16 protein-coding genes and 1 riboswitch are annotated in these 23148 nt (G+C 45.2%); of the genes, 11 read left to right on the top strand and 5 right to left on the bottom strand.

Going from position 1 to position 23148, the window contains the following annotated elements; genetic code table 11:
- The first annotated feature begins 560 nt into the window (after nucleotides 1-560).
- The 6 genes from MH144_RS04685 to MH144_RS04660 all read left to right on the top strand — a co-directional run bounded on the left by MH144_RS04685 (nucleotide 561) and on the right by MH144_RS04660 (nucleotide 8685).
- Complete coding sequence (locus MH144_RS04685; protein WP_239297898.1) at nucleotides 561-1718, top strand: glycoside hydrolase family protein; 1158 nt, start codon at nucleotides 561-563, stop codon at nucleotides 1716-1718.
- A gap of 270 nt (nucleotides 1719-1988) precedes the next feature.
- A complete protein-coding gene (locus MH144_RS04680) occupies nucleotides 1989-3590 on the top strand; it encodes a response regulator (protein ID WP_239297896.1) in 1602 nt (533 codons plus the stop codon).
- A 23-nt stretch (nucleotides 3591-3613) separates the two neighbouring features.
- Nucleotides 3614-5353 (top strand): cache domain-containing sensor histidine kinase, encoded by a 1740-nt coding sequence (locus MH144_RS04675; protein WP_239297894.1) that lies wholly within the window; start codon nucleotides 3614-3616, stop codon nucleotides 5351-5353.
- 181 nt (nucleotides 5354-5534) lie between these two features.
- Nucleotides 5535-6851: an ABC transporter substrate-binding protein gene (locus MH144_RS04670; RefSeq protein WP_239297892.1), complete on the top strand. Its 1317-nt coding sequence runs from the start codon at nucleotides 5535-5537 to the stop codon at nucleotides 6849-6851.
- Nucleotides 6852-6911: 60 nt separating this feature from the next.
- Nucleotides 6912-7847 carry a carbohydrate ABC transporter permease gene (locus MH144_RS04665; RefSeq protein ID WP_239297890.1) on the top strand — a complete coding sequence of 312 codons (936 nt, stop codon included), beginning with the start codon at nucleotides 6912-6914 and terminating at the stop codon, nucleotides 7845-7847.
- A gap of 1 nt (nucleotide 7848) precedes the next feature.
- Entirely contained in the window at nucleotides 7849-8685 is an 837-nt protein-coding gene (locus tag MH144_RS04660) for a carbohydrate ABC transporter permease (protein ID WP_239297888.1), read from the top strand.
- A gap of 148 nt (nucleotides 8686-8833) precedes the next feature.
- On the opposite strand, the gene MH144_RS04655 is transcribed toward MH144_RS04660, so the two are convergent.
- The 3 genes from MH144_RS04655 to MH144_RS04645 form a co-directional block, all read right to left on the bottom strand.
- Complete coding sequence (locus tag MH144_RS04655; RefSeq protein WP_239297886.1) at nucleotides 8834-10114, bottom strand: glycoside hydrolase family 27 protein; 1281 nt, start codon at nucleotides 10112-10114, stop codon at nucleotides 8834-8836.
- A gap of 109 nt (nucleotides 10115-10223) precedes the next feature.
- Complete coding sequence (locus MH144_RS04650; RefSeq protein ID WP_239297884.1) at nucleotides 10224-11105, bottom strand: helix-turn-helix domain-containing protein; 882 nt, start codon at nucleotides 11103-11105, stop codon at nucleotides 10224-10226.
- 110 nt (nucleotides 11106-11215) lie between these two features.
- The gene (locus MH144_RS04645) at nucleotides 11216-11836 is read right to left on the bottom strand and encodes a YczE/YyaS/YitT family protein (protein WP_481857317.1); all 621 of its coding nucleotides are present in this window, start codon (nucleotides 11834-11836) and stop codon (nucleotides 11216-11218) included.
- Between the two features lie 162 nt (nucleotides 11837-11998).
- Between MH144_RS04645 and paiA the strand changes: the two genes are divergently transcribed.
- Complete coding sequence (gene paiA, locus MH144_RS04640; protein WP_239297882.1) at nucleotides 11999-12517, top strand: spermidine/spermine N(1)-acetyltransferase; 519 nt, start codon at nucleotides 11999-12001, stop codon at nucleotides 12515-12517.
- A gap of 141 nt (nucleotides 12518-12658) precedes the next feature.
- Here paiA and MH144_RS04635 read toward each other — a convergent pair whose 3' ends face one another.
- The gene (locus MH144_RS04635) at nucleotides 12659-13990 is read right to left on the bottom strand and encodes an APC family permease (RefSeq protein ID WP_239297881.1); all 1332 of its coding nucleotides are present in this window, start codon (nucleotides 13988-13990) and stop codon (nucleotides 12659-12661) included.
- Nucleotides 13991-14251: 261 nt separating this feature from the next.
- Nucleotides 14252-14357, top strand: a riboswitch (guanidine-I (ykkC/yxkD leader).
- A gap of 70 nt (nucleotides 14358-14427) precedes the next feature.
- Here MH144_RS04635 and MH144_RS04630 point away from each other — a divergent pair.
- Genes MH144_RS04630 through MH144_RS04615 form a run of 4 tightly spaced genes read left to right on the top strand, consistent with a single transcriptional unit; the run spans nucleotide 14428 to nucleotide 21181 of the window.
- The gene (locus MH144_RS04630; protein WP_239297880.1) at nucleotides 14428-15150 is read left to right on the top strand and encodes an urea amidolyase associated protein UAAP1; all 723 of its coding nucleotides are present in this window, start codon (nucleotides 14428-14430) and stop codon (nucleotides 15148-15150) included.
- Nucleotide 15151: 1 nt separating this feature from the next.
- A complete protein-coding gene (locus tag MH144_RS04625) occupies nucleotides 15152-15820 on the top strand; it encodes an urea amidolyase associated protein UAAP2 (RefSeq protein WP_239297879.1) in 669 nt (222 codons plus the stop codon).
- A complete protein-coding gene (uca, locus tag MH144_RS04620) occupies nucleotides 15813-19436 on the top strand; it encodes an urea carboxylase (protein ID WP_239297878.1) in 3624 nt (1207 codons plus the stop codon). Before MH144_RS04625 ends, uca begins: the two co-directional genes overlap by 8 nt.
- Nucleotides 19433-21181: an allophanate hydrolase gene (locus tag MH144_RS04615; RefSeq protein WP_239297877.1), complete on the top strand. Its 1749-nt coding sequence runs from the start codon at nucleotides 19433-19435 to the stop codon at nucleotides 21179-21181. The genes uca and MH144_RS04615 overlap by 4 nt, the downstream gene beginning before the upstream one ends.
- Before the next feature lie 340 nt (nucleotides 21182-21521).
- Here MH144_RS04615 and MH144_RS04610 read toward each other — a convergent pair whose 3' ends face one another.
- Nucleotides 21522-23000 carry a DHA2 family efflux MFS transporter permease subunit gene (locus MH144_RS04610; RefSeq protein WP_239297876.1) on the bottom strand — a complete coding sequence of 493 codons (1479 nt, stop codon included), beginning with the start codon at nucleotides 22998-23000 and terminating at the stop codon, nucleotides 21522-21524.
- Between the last annotated feature and the right edge of the window lie 148 nt (nucleotides 23001-23148).

Below are 23148 nucleotides of genomic sequence, written 5' to 3'. Positions count from 1 at the left end.
AAGCGAGCTAACAGTAGCTAACTGCACAGGATTACCTTTTTATGTATAATCAGAGTGTAAAGTGGATTATCCATGACTTTGTTAATAGGATTTAATGGAGGAGGTAATTTATGCTCGCTATAATCTTAATTTTGGGTTTGCTCTTTATTGTTGTTTACTTGCGTGCGATCTATATGAAGCTTGAAAAAATAGTTGAGGTCTTGGATCAAAAAAATGAATCCTGAGAATAGATTGCCATGGGACTGCAATTATTATCAAGAAGAAGGTACTCATCTTAAAAAGCATTACATAATAGAGATCAATGAAGAGGAGCTGCAGCGGGCAGCTGCTCTTTTTCATTTTGAAGCACGAATCTGATCTACTTGAGCTAAAATATGCATCTATATGATTAGTGGTTTCGGATAAAGGTGACTTTGCTCGCCTTTACGTAGTTCTTAAATTTATAGCATATGAAGCTTAAAAAACTGCATACAGACATTTCAAGACGAGTGGTATTCTAAATTCGATATGTGTACCAGATTGGCAAAGACAACTTCTCGAGAAGAAAGAAGGACTGATGTATGCTTACATTAGACGACAAAACGGAATGGGTAAATCACGTTGTAGACAAAATCACGGCAAAAATGGATTGGGTCAGTGTTAAATCCAAAAACAAAATCCCATATACGACCATTGATGGTGAACATGATGACAGATCAGTCCATAATCCAACCTGTTCAGCTGACGACGGAATATGTTGGTGGACGAATGGATTCTGGGGAGGCATGATGTGGCAGTTGTTTAATGCAACCGGGGAACCAAAATACAAACAAATTGCTGAAATCTCTGAAGTAAAATTAGATAGCTGCTTTCTAGAGTTTGATGGGCTGCACCATGACGTAGGGTTTATGTGGCTGCCGACTAGTGTCGCCAATTACAAACTTACCGGGAATCCAGATTCGCGCAATAGGGCCCTGCATGCCGCCAATCTACTTGCTGGCCGGTACAATCCGGCAGGGGAATTCATCCGAGCCTGGAATGATATTGAGGGCGAAGACACAAGGGGATGGGCGATCATTGACTGTATGCTTAACATACCACTCTTATATTGGGCCTCCAAGGAAACAGGAGATCCGCGTTTTCAGCACATTGCGATGAAACATGCCGATACCACCATGAATAGCTTTGTAAGACCAGACGGTTCGGTTAACCATATTGTTGAATTGGATCCGGCGGTGGGTGGGGTCGTCAAAACCTATGGAGGACAGGGATACGAGGAAGGTTCTTCTTGGACACGGGGACAGAGTTGGGCATTGTACGGTTTTATGATGAGCTACAACTGGACGCAAAAAGAAGAGTATCTGGATACGGCTAAACAAGTAGCTCATTATTTTATCGCGAACATCCCTGAACACGGAATCATTCCTATTGATTTTAGGCAGCCTAAAGGGCCTGTACTGGAGGATTCAACGGCAGCGGCCATCGCGGCCTGTGGCTTGATTGAGATCGCCAAAGTTGTTGGAACTCACGAGAAACAGTTATATCAGGATGCAGCGCTGAAGCTGTTACTAACGCTTGATCAGTTACGGACCGATTGGACTCCCGGCTGCGATTGTATTCTCCAAAACGGTTCGGCAGCTTATCACGCCAAAAGTCACCATCAGTCTATCATTTATGGAGATTATTTTTTTATTGAAGCGATATTTAAACTAAAAGGTACGGATTTATATATTTGGTAGATTGATAACGATAATGTAGAGAAACAACCCACTACCGATCAAGTCGTGGGTTGTTTCATATGACTGGAACACAATCGTTGTATAATCGACGTGTGAAAATTGTGCAGCACAAATGCTGAAAAAAACGTACAATGAGATGCAATAAGATCATATCTTCTTCTGTGTGCTTCTATTCATTTTGGGATAAGATGCGAAGTTTAGGTTGGACCCCTATGTTCTATATGAAGAGTTGAGTTGTTCATTTTCAGCTGAGTTAAGGAGGGTGATTGTATGCAATACATAAAACTATTACTCGCAGATGATGAACCTATCATATTGCGTGGGCTAAAAAAACTGATATCCTGGGAACAGCTTGGAATTCGGATTGTGGCTGAAGCTAATGATGGGACCGAACTACGAGATCTGATAGCCAGACATAATCCCCAACTTATTATTAGTGATATCAGTATGCCAGGTGGAAGTGGGATAGAAGTAATTACGGAGTTGAATGAACAGGGATACAGCGGCAAGGTTATATTTATTAGTGCTTTTCAAGAGTTTGGATATGCCCGTCAAGCGATTCAGTTAGGAGCACTGGATTATCTGGTAAAGCCAATAAACAAAGTTCAGCTGGAGAGGGTAGTTGGGAAAGCCGTTTCCATGATCCGCGAAACATCGGACGGTGAACGAAACAAAAAGATGTTAAATTACTATGAGGAAAAAAATCGAGTTAATACCATTGAGCAGCTTCTTGACGGATTAATGGACGGTGATACGAATACCATAGCTGACTTGACACAATTGGGTGTCATCGTAGTTAGCCGTTTTATTACCGTTTGTGTATTGGAAATGGACGATTATGTCGTCACCTCCCGGTGGGAAGAGCGTGAGCGTCATTTGGTGAACTTTGCAGTGTCCAACATTATTCGAGAGACATTGGGTCAGGAATCGATGAAGGGAAATGGTTTGCTAGTTCAAAAGGAAGGATTATTTACGATACTGGTTCAGCATGAGGAGAAAGACTATCCTCTTCAATTGGCACAAGACCTTCGCCATAAGATTCAGCAATATTTGAAGCTAAGTGTCTCGTGCGGAGTTGGTACGAGCAAGGAAGGTATTGAGAAAGCAGAAGAAACATACCGCGAGTCGTTGAAAGCGCTTAACAGAAAATTTTTTGTGGGATCCAATCAAGTTATTCGTTTTGGAGAAGCAGCGACGGAAGTAAATAAAGAAAACAGGTCCATAACCGTTCTTCAATCCCATTTAGCAAAAGCATTAACCGCTATGGAGCGAGAGAAGATCGAACCGTTGATTAAGGAACTCCTTGATCAAATCAGGATACAAGTGGGCAACAACAAAAGCCTCGCGCTGACAGGAGTATACAATGCAGTTTTGACGTTGATTCAGGAATTGGAGAAATTCGGCGGAGAGTTAGAGGAATACCAACAAGGCTTGCTTGAAAAATTCACGGATTGTCTCTCTTATGCAGAGGTTGCTCAAGAGGTCGAAGCGGTATTAATGGAAATGCAGCAGCGCCTTGCGGGTAGGGTGCCTGGGAAAGAACGAGCATTGCTTACGAAAGTCAAATCGTATATAGAAGAAAACTATGACAGTAACATCTCCCTGGAATCCATGGCGGCCCTGGTCTATATGAACCCCTACTATTTCAGCAGTTTCTTCAAAAAGCACACCGGCCAAAATTTTAAAAATTATGTCACAGAAGTGCGTATGAGCCACGCACTAAAGCTGCTTATGGAGACGGAACTTATGGTTTATGAGATTGCCGACCGTGTAGGCTACAACAACGTAAGGCATTTTAGTGATATGTTCAAGAAAAAATATGGAAAGGTGCCGCAAGACTATAGGCAGTCCTTCCGCCAGTTTGAAACATAACCAATAAAGAAGGTGTTTCCTTCATGCGTTTCTTGACCAAAAGCATATTTGTCAAATTCTCAGCTTCCTTTATTTTGGTGGGGTTAATCCCACTCTTTGCGCTAAGCTATTTCTCCGTGCAAATATTCTCAAGCTATGTGGAACGGTACACTACAAGTAATCAACAGCAGATGATTATGTATATGAGTTACAATCTGAACTCAGCATTTCAGCAATATAATGATATTTCCAAGCTCATGTATAACGTACGCTACGAGGGTTTGGCCGAAAACATAAATCAAAATCAAACGTTCAATGTCAATGAGCTGGAACAGATCAATTCAATTCCCATCGACTCGTTTCTGAAGACATTAGTGTTTAGCGACAATTATATCTCAGCTGCTTATTTTATGAGGTCGTCAGACGGCAAAATCTACTCTCAAGAAAGAGAGAATAGAGGCCTGACAGAGGATACACTTCCGGTTCATGAATGGAAAGAAACGATGAGAAGCCAGCCTTCAAAAGCCTCGCTTATTCCGACGCATAAGGATGATTACTTTACTGGTTCCAAACGCGAAGTATTTACGCTTGCACGTAATCTGATTGATACCTCCGGACGCCTAACACGGGAACCTAAAGTGGTTGGTACGCTCTTCCTGGACGTCGATACCACCATGTTCCAGCAATTTCTGAATGAGGTTTCCCTCGGTACTCAGGATGAACTAGTTCTGCTCAATGATCAGAATGAGATGTATTTCAGCAACCAAAAGGATAGGACACTGGATGAATTCATCTCCAAAAGTAAGGATACCGAAATGCTGGTGCTCCGGGAAGACATCCCTTTTATTCATGGTCAATTGGTTGCAATTATTCATCGAGCCGGGTTGTTTGAACAGCTTTTCTCCGCCAGGGCTACCGTATATCTGGCCATCCTCATTTGCACCATTGTGTTAATGGTTATGGGGGCATGGTTTTCACGCCGGCTCGCGGCACCTATTCGCAAGTTGATTCAGCAAATGGCTGTAGTGGAGTCCGGGAAGCTGAATGCCAGACTCCCTGTAACCAGCAATGATGAAATAGGCAGACTGACCCATGGATTCAATCGAATGGTTGAGCGGTTGCAAGTACACATTGATGAAGCTTATGTCGCTCAGATCAAACAAAAGCAGACCGAGCTAAACGCACTAAAAAGTCAAATTAGACCGCACTACCTGTATAACACACTAGAAGTGATTCGCATGAATGCAGTAGATAAGGATGCTGAAGAAGTCGCTGACATGATTCATTCCTTATCCAATCAACTGAAATATGTCATTGATTACGGAGAAGATCGTGTAAGTCTATGGAGAGAAGTTGAACATCTGCATGATTATTTCTACATCATCTCCATTCGTTATGAAAACAGATATGTACTGCAATGTGACATTGCCCCTAACGTACAAATGGAATGGCCGATCTTGAAATTATGTTTGCAGCCTATCGTCGAAAATGCCATTCAGCATGGACTTCGTGAAAGGAAAAAAGGGACGGTTGGGGTAACGATAGAGAAGCAAGAGCAGAATCTGGTCATTGTTATTTATGATAATGGTATAGGCATAAGCGAAGAAAAACTGAAAAGCATTAATGAAGGTCTGTACACGGTCAATCCGCATAACAGATCAGTGGGGCTGAAAAATGTACATGAAAGAATCCGATCGATGTATGGAGAAAATTATGGCCTCTCTGTGAGCAGTCAGGAAAATATCGGGACGTCAGTGCTGCTCAGCTTTCCTGTTCCTGAATAGCGCCACTTTAAGAGCGAATGATCTTGTCCGCTCTTTTTTTATTCTTAAATTTACAGCACATGAGGCTTTAAAAAGTTCATACAAACAAAAACCAGGCAATGCTATTCTAGATACGAAAACGCTTACCTGTAAGGGAAAGCTGATTTTAACTTTGTTGATATGGAAAGGAGTTTTGTACGATATGCTGAACAAATCAAAATTCAAGTTGTCGGCTTTGTTGCTCGCAGTGACTATGACCTTAGGCGCTTGCAGCACAAGCAGTAGTCCGAATTCCGATGAAAACGGGTCAACGAACAGCAGTGACAAAGTAAGTTTCACCATTGGGTATGCTTCAGGTGATCCTGCTGCCAAAAAGGCGATTGCTGATTCCATCAAAAGATTCACGGAGGCGAATCCAAGTATTGAAATTAAGGATATGAGCGAGAACACAAGCAATTCCTACCTGGACTGGTTGAAAACAAAGGATGCAGTCGGCGAGTTCCCTGACCTTGTTGAGATGAGGGATACAGAGGTTTTTGCGGATGCAGGTAAAATCGTGGAACTTCCTTCTGACCTAATTGAACTATTTGATTCACCACCTGAGGTTGACGGGAAAATCTGGAATGCACCTATAGCCAATAATGTGCCTCAAGGGATTATATACAGCAAAAAGGCATACGCCGATGCGGGGATTACTGAGCTCCCCAAAACGTATGACGAATTCATTGCTATCCAGGAAAAACTGAAGGTCTCCGGTATAACTCCGATCGTTGTTGGAGGCAAAGATATATTTCATATGGGATTCTGGGTGAATAAGTTTCTGATTGATGAGGTATATGCGAAAGATCCAGAATGGAATTCCAAAAAGACAGAGCAAGCTGTCAGCTTCGCAGATGAAAACGTCGTGCAGGCGATGACGGATTACAAAGAGTTGTTCCAAAATTATGTAGACAAAGGTTGGCTAAGTACTCCTGATAACCAAACAGCTTCTTTTCTAATTACAGGAAAGGCGGCACAACTATACTCGGGTACTTGGATGTTCTCACAGATCGAAGAAGCAGATCCAAGCTTTGAATATGGTTTCTATGCGGTTCCGGACCGGGAGGGTCACGTGAATGTGATCGGACTTCCATCACCTGCCGGATGGACACTTTCTGCTGAGGCAGCTAAGGATCCGAAAAAGACAGAAGCCATCAAGGAGTTCATTCGTTTCTTCTTCGAGCCAGAGCAGTATTCTCAGTATCTTGCTAGTGTTAACGGAATCCCATCTACTCAAGCAGAAGTGACATATGAAACCGGAGAAGCGATGCAGACGGCCCTTGATCTGATGTCAGATCCGAATGTAACGAAGTCCTTGGCGATTAACAATTGGTGGGGAGAGAACTTAATCCCGCCACAATTTCGAAACTGGTTCTATAAAAAGCTGCAGGAAATGGTCCTTAATGATGGTGATGTGAAAACGTATATGGAACAGGTTGATGCGGAATACGATAACCAGGTCAAGGCGAATTCGATGTAAAACTAATTCATGGGGACCGCTGCTCGGTGGATCTCCTTGGATAAGGAAGGAGTATATGAAATGGGAATACCTGCATCAACGGAGAAAGCAACTTTGGCAGCTGCATCCGCTCGTAAACGGAAGAAAAAGCATCATGCTTTTGCTGTTGTTTTTATACTTCCGTCATTAATTCTGTACACGCTATTTGTTATTGTGCCTACTCTGGGGAGTGCATATCTAAGCTTTACCTCCTGGGATGGCATAAGTGATGATATCCGCTATATCGGCTTTGCCAATTTTATTGAGATATGGAGCAGCCCGAGGGTTCATAATGCCCTGAAAAATACGCTTATCATGACGGTGAGTCTGGTTGTTCTGGAAAATATCGCTGCGATCGCCATGGCCCTCATGGTGGATAAAGTCCGTTGGTTCAAAAATTTGTTTCGGAGCATATTTTACTTTCCTACCTTACTGAGCGGAATTGTAATGGGCTTCGTTTGGGCGATGATCCTGAATTACAACTTTGGTGTGGTAAATCAAATTCTGAACCAAATTGGACTCGGAAGTTGGACAGTGGATTGGTTGGGAGATCCGAAATACGCTATGCTGTCCGTGATCCTGTCAACCGTATGGAAGGGGGCAGGTTACTATATGATCATTTATTTGGCCGGACTTCAGAGTATTCCCGCAGAATTGTCCGAAGCAGCCAATATAGACGGTGCAAATGGCTGGCAGCAATTTCGATTCATTACCTTTCCACTGCTTGCAGGGTCCCTTACCGTATGTATGGTTCTTTCGATGATTAGCGCGCTGAAAATATTCGATCAAATTGCCGTAATGACCGATGGAGGACCAGGTTTCGCAACAGAAACATTGACTTATATCATCTACAAAGTTGGATTCGGGGAATTAAGACAGGGCTTCGGGACAGCTCTTGCCATGGTGCTATTTGTGATTATTCTAGTTATCACCGTGATTCAAGTGAAAATCCTTCGCAAGCGGGAGGTGCAGTATTAACATGAGTATGCAGACACGCAAAAAAACAACGGATGTCATGCTCTTCGTCGTTATTCTGATATTCGCTATCCTTTTCTTCTTTCCCATCTTCTTTAATTTAATGTCTGCCTTCAAAAGCAATGGTGAAATCATGCGCAATGCGCTCTCATTTCCAACTTCGTTGTATCTTGAGAATTTCAAGTATCTGTTGACTGAAACAGAGTTCCCGAGGGCGATCCTGAATAGCCTGATCCTGACCGTAGTCTCCATTGTGATGCAGATATTGATCATTCCTATGGCTGGCTATGCCATTGAAAGGAGAAATGCCAGATGGACGAATTTTGTATTTCTCTACTTCTTGGCAGGGATGATGATTCCATTTCAGGCATACATGATTCCGTTATTTAAAGAATTAAAAATGCTGGGCCTCTATGGCAGTCTCGCTGGTCCGATATTGGTTTATATCGCAGGAGCTATTGGATTTGGTTGCCTGTTATACACCAGCTTTGTCAAAGGGATACCAAAGGAGATTGAAGAAGCGGCAGAAATTGACGGATGCAGTCGTTACAGCATATTCTGGAGAATTGTATTCCCGCTGCTCGGACCGGTTACGGCCAGTATGATTATTCTAAACGGCTTGGGTATCTGGAACGATTTTCTCATGCCAATGCTCGTTCTTCCTTCAGGTGAGCCCAAAACCATGGTTGTCGAAATTTACCGCTATATCGGTGAGTTTTCCTCCAGATGGGATATGATATTTGCCGGAACTGCCTTGTCGGTTGTACCTGTACTGATCGTTTTTGTTGCTCTGCAAAGATACTTCGTAAAGGGGATCTCTGCCGGCGCGACCAAAGGATAAAGAACAATATACTTCTTATAACAATTGAAAAAAGCAACGATATGATAATAAAAATGGATAAAAAAAAAGAAATGAGCCAGTCGCCATTATATTTCAGATGACTGGCTCATTTCGTTATCGGAGTTGCTCTAAACCATGTAACTCAGGATCAATAGAATCGATAGAGTCGTACGCCGTGCGAAGGAATATTCGTCTGTAGAACGTCTCCTGTAAGTTCCGCTGGCGTTTCACTCCACAGCTCGGTGCCTGAGGTGAAACCCGTAAGATCAATGTCATCAACAGAGAGACTTACCGGAAGCTCAGAATCACCTACATTGAATAATGCAGCGTAACGGGATTGATCAGCAGCTTCTGCAGTCCAGACAATGAGATTGCCTTGGCGCAGCGTTTCCTTGGCTCCATGGCTATCCTGATTCATGCGCAACACTTCCTTGTTGGTTAACAGGGATAGGGTCCATTCGTCACAGTCCCGAAGCTCACCGCCGAATATGAGCGGAGAGCGGAAGATACTCCAGAGCGACATCATGGTCAGCTGCTCATCCCGTGTGAAGCGAGTCCAGCGATCCGCGCCGCCTCCGTCAACGGAACGGATTCCGATATGGCCGAGCGGGAGCATGTCGCAGTCCGGCCAGCAGCCCGCCTCCGGGATACCTTGCCAAGTTCGGCAGCGGTCAAACATATCCAGCAGCAGCGGCCATTGATCCCAGAAGTCATCCGTGACCCGCCACATATTGGCATGATCAGCGAAGAACGCGGAGTATTCCACAGGAGCGGGACCAGGAGAGAGACTCAGTACCATGGGACGGCCACAGCGTTCAATGGCTTTGGAGATTAGCTCGATCTCAGGCTGATGGGTATCATACAGTCTAGAGGCAGCGATGTCGTCTACCTTGACCAAGTCCACGCCCCACTCGGCGTAGAGTTCAAAAAGAGAGTCGTAATAGGCCTGTGCACCTTCCTTCGATGCGTCAATGCCATACATATCCGTATTCCAAGGACAGATGGAATTGGTATGTGCAATTTCGCGTGCTGTAACGCTTGTATTGAGAATAGGGGTAGCTGCATGTGCAGCCTGCCTTGGAATTCCACGCATAATGTGAATGCCAAATTTTAATCCAAGGCTATGTACATAATCGGCTAATGGCTTGAATCCTTGGCCGCCTTCTGCAGAGGGAAAGCGGTTCTCGGCAGGCATAAGCCGGGAATATTCGTCCATCACCAAAGGAACAAAAGCGCGGTATTGAGAGGAATTCGCATAAGGTTCATACCATTGGATGTCGACGGTAATGTAGTTCCAGCCGAAGGATTTGAGATGTTCAGCCATGTATTCCGCGTTCCCGCGAATTTCTTCCTCCGTTACGGCCGCACCGTAACAATCCCAGCTGTTCCAACCAAGCGGTGGTGTGGGTGCTGCATGCTTGTGATTCATGTGTAATCTCCTTTAACTGATTAATTATTGCTCTGGTTATGTTCATCTTAATCAAGGAGATACGCAATATCTATAGTAATCTTGGAAGCTGAATAGTACTATATTGCTGTTAATCAAAGAACAGTTTGCGATAAGCAAGGCTCTCGCCGCCGCTGCGAAATTCTCCTGGTGTAAGTCCGGTCATGGTACGAAATGCTTTAATAAAATAACTTCCGCTGGAATACCCAATACGCTCGGCAATCAAGTCAATGCTATGCTCGGTTCCCCGAAGCAGTTCCATGGCTTTATCTATGCGAATTCGAGTCAAATAAGCAACGGGAGTAAGTCCTGTGCTGGCCGAGAAGCGCCGGATCAGATGGTATTTGGACAAGGAGACATGTTCGGCTAACTGATCGATACTAATCATTTGTGAATAATGTTGTTCTATGAACTCAGCTGCACGCTTGACGTTATCCGGCCAAGTATACTTGTTCCGCAGAGTCGTAACCTGCAATCTGGCCAGCTCGGTCATGAATTGGTATACCGAAGAAGATGCGATCAAGGGATCGGAGATTCGGCCGGCTGCTGCGTCGTTCACAATCATTCGCAACAACTTTACTGGTGCACAGTCTGCTGGGAGGTAAGGGACTTCCCCTGCTTCGCGCAAAAATTTACGCCAGTGAGGCAGGATTATATTCGGGCGGAAAAGCAAAAACAGAAATTCCCACGGTTCACTGGATGTAGGGTGATAGTAATAACGATGGGGTCCAGGAATTTCAGCAAGAAAAGCCTGTCCGGCAGAGACACAGTGCAGCTGTTCTCCTGATTCGTATACTCCTTGGCCAGAAAGCGTGTACTGGAAAAGGAGGAGAGGTCCATCATTTCGCGTCAACCCGTCCCAATGATAGGAAGGATTGCTGATGGTATCGGAGCCTGCCGCGTATAATATACATAAATGCAATTCCGGATCTTCAGCAAATCGAAAGCCATATGTACCTTTGGGTATGTCCATGAATATCTCCTTATGGTTCTAAGAATATATGCGATTTAGCTAGTGGAATAAGTATGATTATAATGGAAATAGCGACCGTTTGTTATGTTTACTGTTCGCACGGGAATATTTCATGAATCTGACCATGAGCTGGCCTGATGGATGAAACGTTCCAAAATTCTTTTGGTCAAAGGCATAAAGATATTCAATATGAATCCGCCTAAACAAACGGTTAGGATCGTTCCTATCCCGATTGGACCTTTTAGGATCAATGCTAATCCAAGGAAAATAAGATAAATGAACGTTCTAGCTACAAAGAGATTCGTTCGAGTTAGTTCCTGTACAATTAATGTTAATCGGTCCAGAGGGATCGGTGCAAAATGCGTCAATAAGTATGTGGCAGTTCCTATTCCAATGAGGATCAGGCCGATAACTATGAATACCAATTTATGAAGCCACAACTCAGGTGTACTCCAGCTGCGCAATAGAAAAAGCCAAATATCGATGCCAATCCCCGTAACAAATGCGGTTAACAATCCTAGAATTTCCGGTCTGCTTCTCAGTATGAGCGAATTACAACATAGTAGAAGTAACGCTATGATAATTTCCCAGCTGCCCACAGAGAGCCCCACCTGAACGGACAAACCTATCAAAAGAGCGTCAAAAGGAGAGGTTCCGAGGTCGGAATGGATTGTGAGTGAGATGCCAAGAGTCAAAATCAAGATTCCAACGCAAAAAAATACATATTTCAATTCACTCTACCTCTTTTTTAGTTTTTTTGTTGCAAATACAACATGTTTGAAGTGGATTTAATATAACCACTTTTTATTGCATTTGCAACAAAAAAATGAGGGTTCAAAAGTAGAAAACGGACTACGAAGACCGTTTATTTTATAAAGGGGCGATAGCTTAAAATGACAATAAAAATTACAAAATGCAGTTGTGAAGATCTGCAGGTACTCCAGAAAATCAGTATAGACACGTTTCATGATACATTCAAAGATCAGAATACGCCTGAGAATATGGAGGCATATTTGGGAAAAGCATTTCACTTAGAACAGCTGGAAGGAGAGTTAGCCAATCCTTCTTCAGACATTTATTTTATTAATTACAACGAAGAACTAGCTGGTTATTTAAAGGTCAATGTCAATGATGCACAATCCGAGAAAATGGGTGAAGAGTTCCTTGAAATTGAAAGGATCTATATAAGAAATCAGTTCCAAAACTATGGGCTTGGTAAGCATTTATTGAATAAAGCAATTGAAGTAGCGATGGACAAGAACAAGAGCAAAATATGGTTAGGGGTATGGGAGAAGAACAGGAAGGCAATTGCTTTTTATAACAAGATGGGATTTATCCAGACAGGAGCTCATTCCTTTTATATGGGGGATGAAGAGCAAACCGATTTTATTATGAGCAAAACTCTCGCATAGCTTAGCAAAACTTCGTAGCTCTTGCATTGTGAAAATCTAAATATTGGTACCGTTAAAAAAAAGAACCTGAATACTGAATTCAGGTTCTTTTTTATGGTACACACAAGGGGAGAAAACTCACGAATGAATGATTGATTCCACTCACATGGCCTCTTCAATCTCTGGCAATGCCTTGGATACGGAAGAGGATCTCATTCGTTGATTCACATACAGAACGAGGCCAAGAGCGATCCAGCCCGCACCAAGGAGCAAGGAAGAAGCTTCAAGTTGAGTGATGAGATATAGAATGAACATGGCGCCTAATAAGGGAAAGACCATTCGTAGAATCCAGTCCTGCATACTGCGTTTTTTCTCGCGAATGATGTAATGACAGATGACGGAAAGGTTAACGAACAGGAAGGCCGTTAGCGCACCGAAACTGACAAACATGATGGCTGTCTCCAGACTAATGAATAAGGCAGCTAGGGAAATGACGCTGACCAGCACAATGTTGAACACAGGTGTACGGAATTTGGGGTGAACCGAACTGAATTTCCGAGGAAGCAAGGAGGATCTACCCATGACGAACAGCAGCCTTGAAACGGTTGTCATGGAGGACATGCCCTGTGCGAGCACGGAGAAAATCACGACAAAAGTGAATATAGATGCAAGCGTTCCTCCTCCTATAACCTGCATTAATTCGAATCCTGCAGCGTCCATATGTGTAAAAGTGAACGAAGGATACATTTGTTGAATTAAATATGCCGTTGCAAAATACATGATACCGGCGACGCTAACGATAATCAGGATGGCTCGAGGTATCGTTTTTTCAGGTTTTCGCGTTTCTTCTGCCATTGTTGTGATGGAGTCAAAGCCAAGGAAAGAGAAACAGACAAGAGATGCGCCTGCCATTACGGCGGAGAAAGGAACACCTTCCACGGAATGAAGAGGATTAAATCCTGCAGATACCCCTTGTGTCACAGCTTTGTATACAAGAAAGGCACAGAAACTAGCTATAAAAATGATCTGCATCAGAACAAAGATTTTATTGACGTTTGCTGACGTTTTGATGCCGATGATGTTGATGGTCATCACAATTAGGGTTAGAAGTACAATCCAGACAGGAGAAGGGATGGAGGGAAACTGAGCATGTAGATTAATGCCAAACATGAGTACAGCTACAATGCAGGAAAACAGATAATCAAGCAGAATCACCCAGCCCACCAGAAAACCGATAAACGGATTCATGGCCTGGCTTACATAGGTATATGCGGAACCTGACACTGGAAAAGCCTTGGCCATCTGTCCGTAGCTGCCAGCTGTAAATAAAATGGCTACAAAAGCAAGGACATAGGCAGCCAGGAGCATGCCCTGTGAACCCTCATGCAGCACGCCGAAACTTGTGAAAAAAATCATGGGAGACATCCAGGCCAGCCCCATGGTCACCACATGGCTCAAGGAGAGATTTCTTTTTAGTGTTATATTTTGTGACATAATAAAACCTCCTTCAGAATCGAGAATGATACATCGTAATGCTATGTCATGACACTTCACATTTTTACAGGGGTTTTATTAAAAATCAAGTTATTTTTTTAGAAATATACGAACATTAGTGCATTTTCTATAGTAGGTATTTCGTAATTTTGAGAAGTTTAAGAAAAAAGTGCAAGTGAAATTGGTTTCTTTATCGTATATTTTTAAAAAAAGTATTGTGAAATGTAATTTTACATGTTAGTATTCATAACATCAAATAAATAAAATGTTTTCTAGGGTTCCGAGCCATCCACTGGCTGACTGGTCCGAGAGAAAACGCATTGGGGATTACACCTGATGTACACGGCGGGACAAAAGCCCGGGAGAATCGATCAAAGAGCAATCTTTGATGTTTCTCCCGGGCTTTTTTCTATACTTTTCTACTGGAGGAATGAACAATGACAACCCTATTTACAATGACGATGCAGCCTGGAAGCAAATGGTCTGCTCATGTAGGAAGAGGAAAATCAATTACTTTAAAGGCAACAGGGGATCGTGCCAATTTATCCGCATTGTTCTTCCACGCCCATGATCCAGCGGAAAGGTACAACATGCCTGATACGCTTAAAGCCCAACATACCGCTTTTTTGACAAGTGGCAATATATTGATGACGGATCAGGGAAAGGCGCTTGCTTCCATTACAGAGGATTCGGTAGGCTGGCATGATCCATTATCGGGGTATACAACCCGAGAGGGTACGGATGAAAAGTATGGGAAGACAACATATCAGGAGCAGCGCAATGACTGGCTGAGAAGTGGGGAAGAGAACTTAAAGGTTGAATTGTTCCGGAACAATCTGTCACCGCGCGATATCGGGGTTCCGGTCAACTTTTTCTCCAAAGTCGTTTGTGAGCTGGACGGAACGATGAAGTACACGCTGCAGGAAACGTCAGAACGCTCGGTGACCATCCGCACAGAAATGGATATTCTGCTCGTGTTATCGAACACACCTCATCCACTTGATCCTTCTGGACAATACCCGGACGCATCGATTGTTGTTACCGTGGCAGATGCCGAACCTGTTTCTGAGATGGACCCGTGTGTACTGCACTGTGATGAGAATCAGAGAGCCTTTGAAAATACGTGGAATGCAAATATTTTGCTGAAGGGAGCCAACTAATATGAGTACATTTCAACCTGTCCAGAGTCCATTATTGACCGAAAAGGCTTTGTATGAACAAGTTATACCAGCAGGTGATGGCTGGATACATGATTTGCTCCCAGGCCAGGTTTTTCGCATTGTTGATATGGAAGGCAATCAAGCTGTTGATACGCTGTTTTATTCCACGGAGGATCCGTCAGATCATTACAGCGCAATAAGAACGATTACCCGCCAAGGAAATCTGTATCTGACAACAGGTTCGACTCTGCTCGCCGAATCAGGCCGAGAGTTGTTGCAGATTACAGCGGATACCTGCGGAAGGCATGACACCATCGGCGGCGCCTGCTCAGCTCAGAGCAATACCGTCCGCTATGCGCATGAAAAGCTGCCCATGCACAACTGTCGTGACACCTTTATGTTAATGCTCTCTCAGCGGGATGAATATACCAAGCGGGACCTCGCCCCGAACGTCAACTTTTTCATGAACGTGCCAGTGACACCGGAAGGAGAGTTAACCTTCGCTGATGGTTTATCTGCACCAGGTCGCTATGTTGAACTCCTTGCCCTGGCACCGGTAACCGTGCTGATCAGTAACTGCCCACAGTTGAACAATCCATGTAATGCCTACAACCCAACACCAGCCAAAGTCCTTATATGGGATGCAGAAGGAGTGAGCGCCAATGTTTAATAAGGTATTGATTGCGAATCGGGGTGCCATTGCGGTACGCATTATTCGGACTTTGCGTCAGATGGGTATCTCCAGTGTAGCCATCTACACTAAGGCAGATCGAGACAGCCTTCATGTTGAGCTTGCCGACGAAGCAGTACTTATCGGAGAAGGCCCTGCTAGAGAAAGTTATGTCAACGCCGAATTGGTACTCCAGACCGCAGCAGAGACAGGGGCAGATGCGATTCATCCCGGGTACGGATTTCTGAGTGAGAACGTGGCTTTTGCCAGAGCATGTGCGGAGCAAGGTATTACGTTTATCGGTCCCTCTCCTGAACATATTGAGCTCTTCGGCTTGAAGCATACGGCACGAGCAATGGCTGCAGAAGCTGGCGTCCCCTTACTGCCGGGCACAAGCCTGATACAATCGCTGAATGATGCGGTTCAACAAGCTGGAATCATCGGTTATCCTGTGATGTTGAAATCCACTGCCGGTGGTGGTGGAATTGGCATGCGGGTCTGCGAACACGAGGATGTGCTTAGGGAAGCATTTGAATCCGTAACACGTTTGGCATCCGCCAATTTTAATGACGGGGGCGTGTTCATTGAAAAATATATTGCGCGTGCACGTCATGTTGAGGTTCAGATTTTTGGCACAGGTAACGGTGAAGCGGTCGCTTTGGGAGAACGGGATTGTTCAGTGCAACGGCGGAATCAGAAAATCATTGAAGAAACTCCTGCGCCATGCCTGCCGGATGTAATCCGGCAAGAGATGCACGAGTGTGCCCGCAGACTGGCAATTTCGGCAGGATACCGTAACGCGGGAACGGTGGAGTTTCTGTACGACCCTGATGAGCAGCGGTTTTATTTTCTCGAGGTGAACACCAGACTTCAAGTGGAGCATGGGGTGACAGAAGAGGTACTTGGCATTGATTTGGTGGAATGGATGGTCAATGAGGCAGCGCACGAGAGCGATTCATTGAACGTTACGGTTCCCGCACCAACAGGACACAGTCTCCAGGTACGTCTGTATGCTGAGGATTGCATGAATGATTTTCGTCCAAGCGATGGACGCATTGATGCCATTCACTGGCCTGATGACGTGCGAGTTGAAAGCTGGATTCAGCCTGGATTGAATGTAACTACCTTGTATGATCCGATGCTGGCCAAATTAATTGTGCACGCGAGCACGCGCATGGAAGCTATAGACAAAATGAAGAGTGCGCTTCGTGAACTACGGGTATACGGTGTCACCACCAATCAGGCTTATATTGAAGCATTTCTGGATAACGATGCCTTCGCTAATGGAGAAGTATATACCCGAATGCTTTCGGGCTTTAAACCGAGGGAGCTTGCGATCGAAGTTCTGGACGGAGGCGTTCAGACGACTGTGCAGGATAGTCCCGGCAGAATCGGCTACTGGGATATCGGCGTACCGCCGTCCGGCCCGATGGATCAGCTTGCTTTCCGCATTGGTAACAGATTGCTTGGTAATGACGCACAAGCGGCCGGACTGGAAATGACCTTGCGTGGGGGAACTTATCGCTTCAGGGACGAAATGACCTTCTGCCTGACAGGAGCGGATATGAAAGCCGAACTGGATGGCGTCCACGTTGAACCCTACACACCAACGATGGCATCTCCTGGTGCAGTACTGACTCTGGGTGAAGCCAAACAGGGAATGCGAACATACCTGCTCGTATCCGGGGGTCTCGACATGCCGATCACACTTGGCAGCTCAGCTACATTTACATTGGGAGGATTCGGTGGGCACAGGGGGAGTGCGCTGCGAACGGGTGCAGTTCTCCGCGTGCATGAAAGAGGAGTAAATGCTCCGGTTCTGCTTGCTCCACTCCGTACAGAACGCAGACCGCAATACAACAATGAATGGACGATTGGTGTGATACCGGGACCTCATTGTACGGACGAATATGTTCTTCCGGCTTATCTGAATCAGCTGACTGAGACAACATGGGAAGTGCATTTCAACAGTTCCCGAACAGGTGTCCGATTGATCGGTCCGGCCCCGCTATGGGCAAGAACCGATGGTGGAGATGCAGGACTGCACCCTTCCAACATTCATGACAACGCCTATGCCGTCGGTGCACTGGATCTGACAGGCGATATGCCGATCCTGCTTGGTCCGGATGGTCCCAGTCTTGGTGGTTTTGTCTGTCCGGTGACAACGGCCACCGCTGAATTATGGAAGCTGGGTCAACTGAGCCCTGGTGACAAAGTCCGTTTCAGACTCGTGACCGTTGAGGAAGCCGAACAGTTAAGAGCGGAACAAGAGAAGTATATACGGGAGCTGGACGTTCTGCATGAATTGCCGGTTTTACCCGAAACATCAACTGGTGAGTATATGCCGATTCTGGCCCAAGCGGTGGAAGGCAGACGTTTCTCCATTACCGTACGCTGCTCTGGTGATGAAAATATTCTGGTCGAATACGGAGAACGCGAGTTGAACCTGTTATATCGATTCCAGGCATACGTACTCATGGAAGCAATTAAAGAGAATGGAAACATTCCTTATATCGAACTGACACCAGGCATTCGCTCTCTGCAAATCCACCTGGATGCTTCCCGTATGACGGTAAAAGAAGCGGCGGCACGGATCATGGAGCTGGACCTGCAGCTTCCCGAGCTGGAAACCATTGAAGTACCTTCGCGAATCGTCAAATTACCATTGTCGTGGGATGACCCAGCGACGCAACTCGCCATTGAGCGCTATCAGCAAAACGTTAGACCTGATGCACCTTGGTGCCCCAGCAACCTGGAGTTTATCCGGCGCATGAATGGACTCGGTTCGCTCGAAGAGGTGGCGGAGATTGTATTCAACGCCTCGTATCTCGTCATGGGACTTGGTGACGTGTACCTTGGAGCACCTGTTGCCGTACCACTGGATCCGCGCCACCGACTCGTAACCACCAAATATAATCCTGCACGGACGTGGACACCGGAAAATGCCGTTGGCATAGGCGGTGCATACCTCTGCGTATATGGCATGGAAGGCCCGGGAGGATATCAGTTTGTCGGGCGTACTGTACAAATGTGGAACTCGTTCAGGGAAACAAGCAATTTTGAGGCAGGAAAACCTTGGCTGCTGCAGTTCTTTGATCAGCTTCAATTTTATCCTGTTTCGGAAGCTGAGCTGCTGAAAATGCGTGAGGAGTTCCCGAGAGGAGGTTTTAAACTTGAAGTGGAGGAAACCAAATTCCATTTGGGGTCCTATCTGAACTGGTTGAAAACCATTGAGAACGAGTCCGGAACCTTTCGTCAGCAGCAGCAAAGTGCGTTCCAGGCTGAACGTAATTACTGGAAGGAACTCGGTATTGCCGAGTACGTATCCGAGCCTGAAGCAGCCGCAGCCCTGGAAGAAGTGGAGATGCCGGAAGGGAGTCTGGGCATAAGCAGTTCGATGTCGGGCAGTGTATGGAAGGTACTGGTGGAACCTGGCCAGGAAGTGAGAAAGGGAGACACTATTATAATAGAAGAAAGTATGAAAATGGAGTTTCCGCAGCTCGCTCCAACGGATGGAATTATTGCTTCCATTTATGTCTCGCCAGGTGATCAGATCAAGTCGGGAGACTGGATCGCTGCCATCATTCCAACGATCAAGGAGGAGGTTGCACGATGACGGTAAATGCCATTCCCAAACTCATGTCGATTCATGCACTGCGTACAGGATATCTACGAGGAAGCTTCACACCAGCGGAAGTGGTGGAGAGTATCATCAAGCGGGCAAAGGATACGGAGGATTACCATGCCTGGATCACGCAGCCATCCATGGAACGCATTACGCCGTACCTGGAGAAACTTCCATACTTGTCCATTACCGAATATCCACTGTGGGGCATTCCTTTTGCCATCAAAGATAACATTGAGGTTCAAGGGTGGCCTGTAACGGCTGGTTGTCCTGAGTTCTCATCGGTTTCGGAACAACATGCCGTTGTTGTTGAACGACTTATTGCTGCTGGTGCGATACCTGTCGGTAAAACCAATCTGGACCAATTCGCCACAGGACTAGTAGGTACGAGAAGTCCTTATGGGGAGACACGTAACGCATTGCGGCCCGAACTGATCAGCGGAGGATCCAGTTCAGGCTCGGCGGTGGCAGTGGCGTTAGGGCAAGCAGCCTTCTCCCTTGGGACAGATACCGCCGGATCAGGCAGAATTCCGGCTGGGCTGCATGGTCTGGTTGGTTACAAACCTGCAGTAGGCGCATGGCCTTCCTCTGGTTTGGTGCCTGCATGCCGCAGCATTGATTGCATTACCGTTTTTACCCATCACCTCGAAGATGCTGTTTCCGTAGACCGGATCGTAAGGGGCCCGCATGCCGAAGATGCTTTTTCCAAAGTACGTCCTTTGGGACCAACCCTTGCACCTGCCAAATGGTTGTTACCTAAGGGAGAGTTGACTTTCTTCGGTCCCTTCGCAGAAGCATACGAGACGGCTTGGCAAGCCGCCAAACAATCCTTGATGCAGTCCGGAGTACATGTCGAAGAGGTCGATATATCCATGCTGCAGGAGGCTGCAGCACTTCTGTATGAAGGACCGCTCGTTGCTGAACGATGGGCCGATCTGGAGATGTTCGTCAATCAGCATCCAGGAGCGTTGTTTCCCGTAACGGAGGAAGTGCTCCGAACAGGCAGCAAGGAAACATTTACAGCTGCTGCACTATTCCGTGCACAGCACCGTCTAGCCGAAATTCGGCGAAGCACGGCAGAATTGCTGCATAACGCCGTCCTTGTATTGCCCACTTGCGGAGGAACATGGACAAGAGAACAAGTGCAGCAGGATCCGATTCAAACCAACAGTCACATGGGATTGTATACCAATCATTGCAATTTGCTCGATTTGAGCGCCATTGCTGTTCCGGCAGGCAAGGTTGCAGAGAATATGCCTTTTGGAATAACCCTGTTCACATTGCCTGAGCAGGAAGCTTCCATGGTTGAAGCGGCAAGAATACTTGAGCCGCACCAAGAACGTCTGTTGGTAGCTGTCTGTGGACTGCATATGAGAGGCATGTCACTGGAACCCCAGATGACCGGGTTAGGAGCCTTTTTTGTGGAGGAAACCCGAACGGCTCCAGAATATCGTCTGTACAAACTGAACACAAGTCCTGCCAAGCCGGGGCTGGTGCATTCCCTTGAAGAAGGGAAATCCATTGACTTGGAACTGTGGAGCATGCCGCTTTCCTCCTTTGGTTCATTCACAGCAGCCATTCCTGCTCCCTTAGGCATAGGGAAAATTATGCTTCAGGACGGCAGGGTGGTATCCGGATTCATATGTGAAGCTTCGGCTGCTCAGGATGCGGTGGATATGTCTCATCTGGGAGGCTGGAGAAATATCGTTTCGGGTGATGCAGTAGGCACGAACTAGTTGTTCGTGTATACGGTAGACAAGTAAGGCTAAAACTGTTGCTTAATCATAGTAGCTTTTGTTTTAGGGACAAGAGCATATCCCCGTTGAAATCGCTATTTTTGAGGCATATTTATTTTATCAGTACAAGTTCTTGTCCGAGCCAAGGCCAAGAACTTGTACCGAACTAAGTACCATAATTCATGAAAGTGTTCACATTGTTATGTGACAACTGATTTGTCCAAATTGCAGGATGTTCATTATGTATTGCCGCATACAGATTGGAGCTAACAAATAAGAAGAAGATATAGCACAGCATATTGCTGATCATATCTTCTTCTTATTATTATGATTGAATTCGTTATTTAGATAGTACGCTCTCTTTCTTCTCAAGAGCATGTTCAGTTACTTGATGCTGCGCTTTCTTACGAGGTATGAATAGCGTCATCACGAGTGCAAGGATCCCTATAATCATCATGAAGAAGTATGCATCACCTGAGCCTAGTATGGAGGCAAGAGTTGCGATAAAGTCGGATGAAGCTGAAGGATTTTGAATTTGTAGATCAACCGAATGACTTGCTGCTTGAGCGGTATAGATCGTCATCACTACGGCTGTTCCGATTGCGCCTGCTAATTGTCGAACCGTATTATTGACCGCAGAGCCGTGTGTGCCCAATTGTCTTGGCAAGGCGTTCAAACCGGCAGTATTGAGTGGCATTGTAATAAAACTAAGGCCAATTCGTAGACAGATGGTACGGATCATTAAATACACATATGAAGTGTCACTAGATAAGTCAGTTACCGCCCACATAGATGGAATAATGAAGAGTAGTCCCGTAATAAACAGTGGTTTTGCTCCGAATCGATCATACAGCTTGCCTGTAACCGGAGATAACAGTGCATTGATCACCGCACCGGGAAGTAATAACAGGCCGGCTTCAAAAGCGGTAAAGCCTCTACCGCTCTGAAGATACATCGGGAGCAGAATCAAGTCCGCATACATAAGCATTGTAACGAGTACATTTATGACGGAAGTGAATGTAAAGATCTTATTTTTAAATACATCCAGGTTTAATAAAGGATCTTTGGATTTGATTTGCCGTATGCAAAATAGAAATGTAAACACAAGCCCAATGATTAAAGACAGGATCACACTGGAGGAAGCCCAGCCTTTACTTCCAGCGGTGCTGAATCCATATAATACACAACCGAATCCGATTGTAGACAATACAACACTCATTACATCAAGCTTGGCTTTGACGGTTTGAGAAACGTTAGCCAGGTATTTTAGCGATAGTAATAAGACAATTGCCGCGAAAGGCACTAGCCCGATAAAGAGCCATCTCCAAGATACATATTCTATAATGAAACCAGCCAAGGTAGGGGCTATTGCCGGCGCAAAAATGATGGCAAAGCCGATTAAGCCCATAATGCTGCCTCTTTTTTCAATAGGAAAGACGATAAGAATGACACTCATCATAAGCGGTGTAATGATTCCTGTACCCGCGGCTTGAATCATTCTTCCGGTAAGTAAAATACTGAAGCTAGGAGATATTGCACATACAATGCTTCCAATCAACAACAGTAGCATAGAGCTGACAAATAACTGTCTTGTGGTGAAACGCTTCATTAGATAAGCGGTGGCGGGAATAAGTACACCGTTAACGAGCATAAATCCAGTTGCAAGCCACTGTATAGTTGTAGCTGACACGTTGAAAACATCCATGAGATCATAAAGTGCTACATTAAGCAAGGTCTGATTTAAGGTCGATAAAAAACAACCTAAAATTAGAATGAATAATAGTATTCCTTTTTTTACATCGGGTTTCTCTTGTTCCATTAAGGTGCTCCTTCCAAGCATTGCTTTATCAACACAGTATCAATAAAATAAATGGTATCACAATGAAAAAGTACTAACCATTCGCAATTTCATGCAGATCGTCGTTTAAACAACAGGGGATAAAAAAACGAGTAAGAAAAATCATATA

This window comes from Paenibacillus sp. ACRRY (genome assembly GCF_022346995.1).
Taxonomy (GTDB): Bacteria; Bacillota; Bacilli; order Paenibacillales; family Paenibacillaceae; genus Paenibacillus.
The sequence above is the reverse complement of the archived record's forward strand: the minus strand, read 5'-3'. Positions and strand labels throughout refer to the sequence as shown.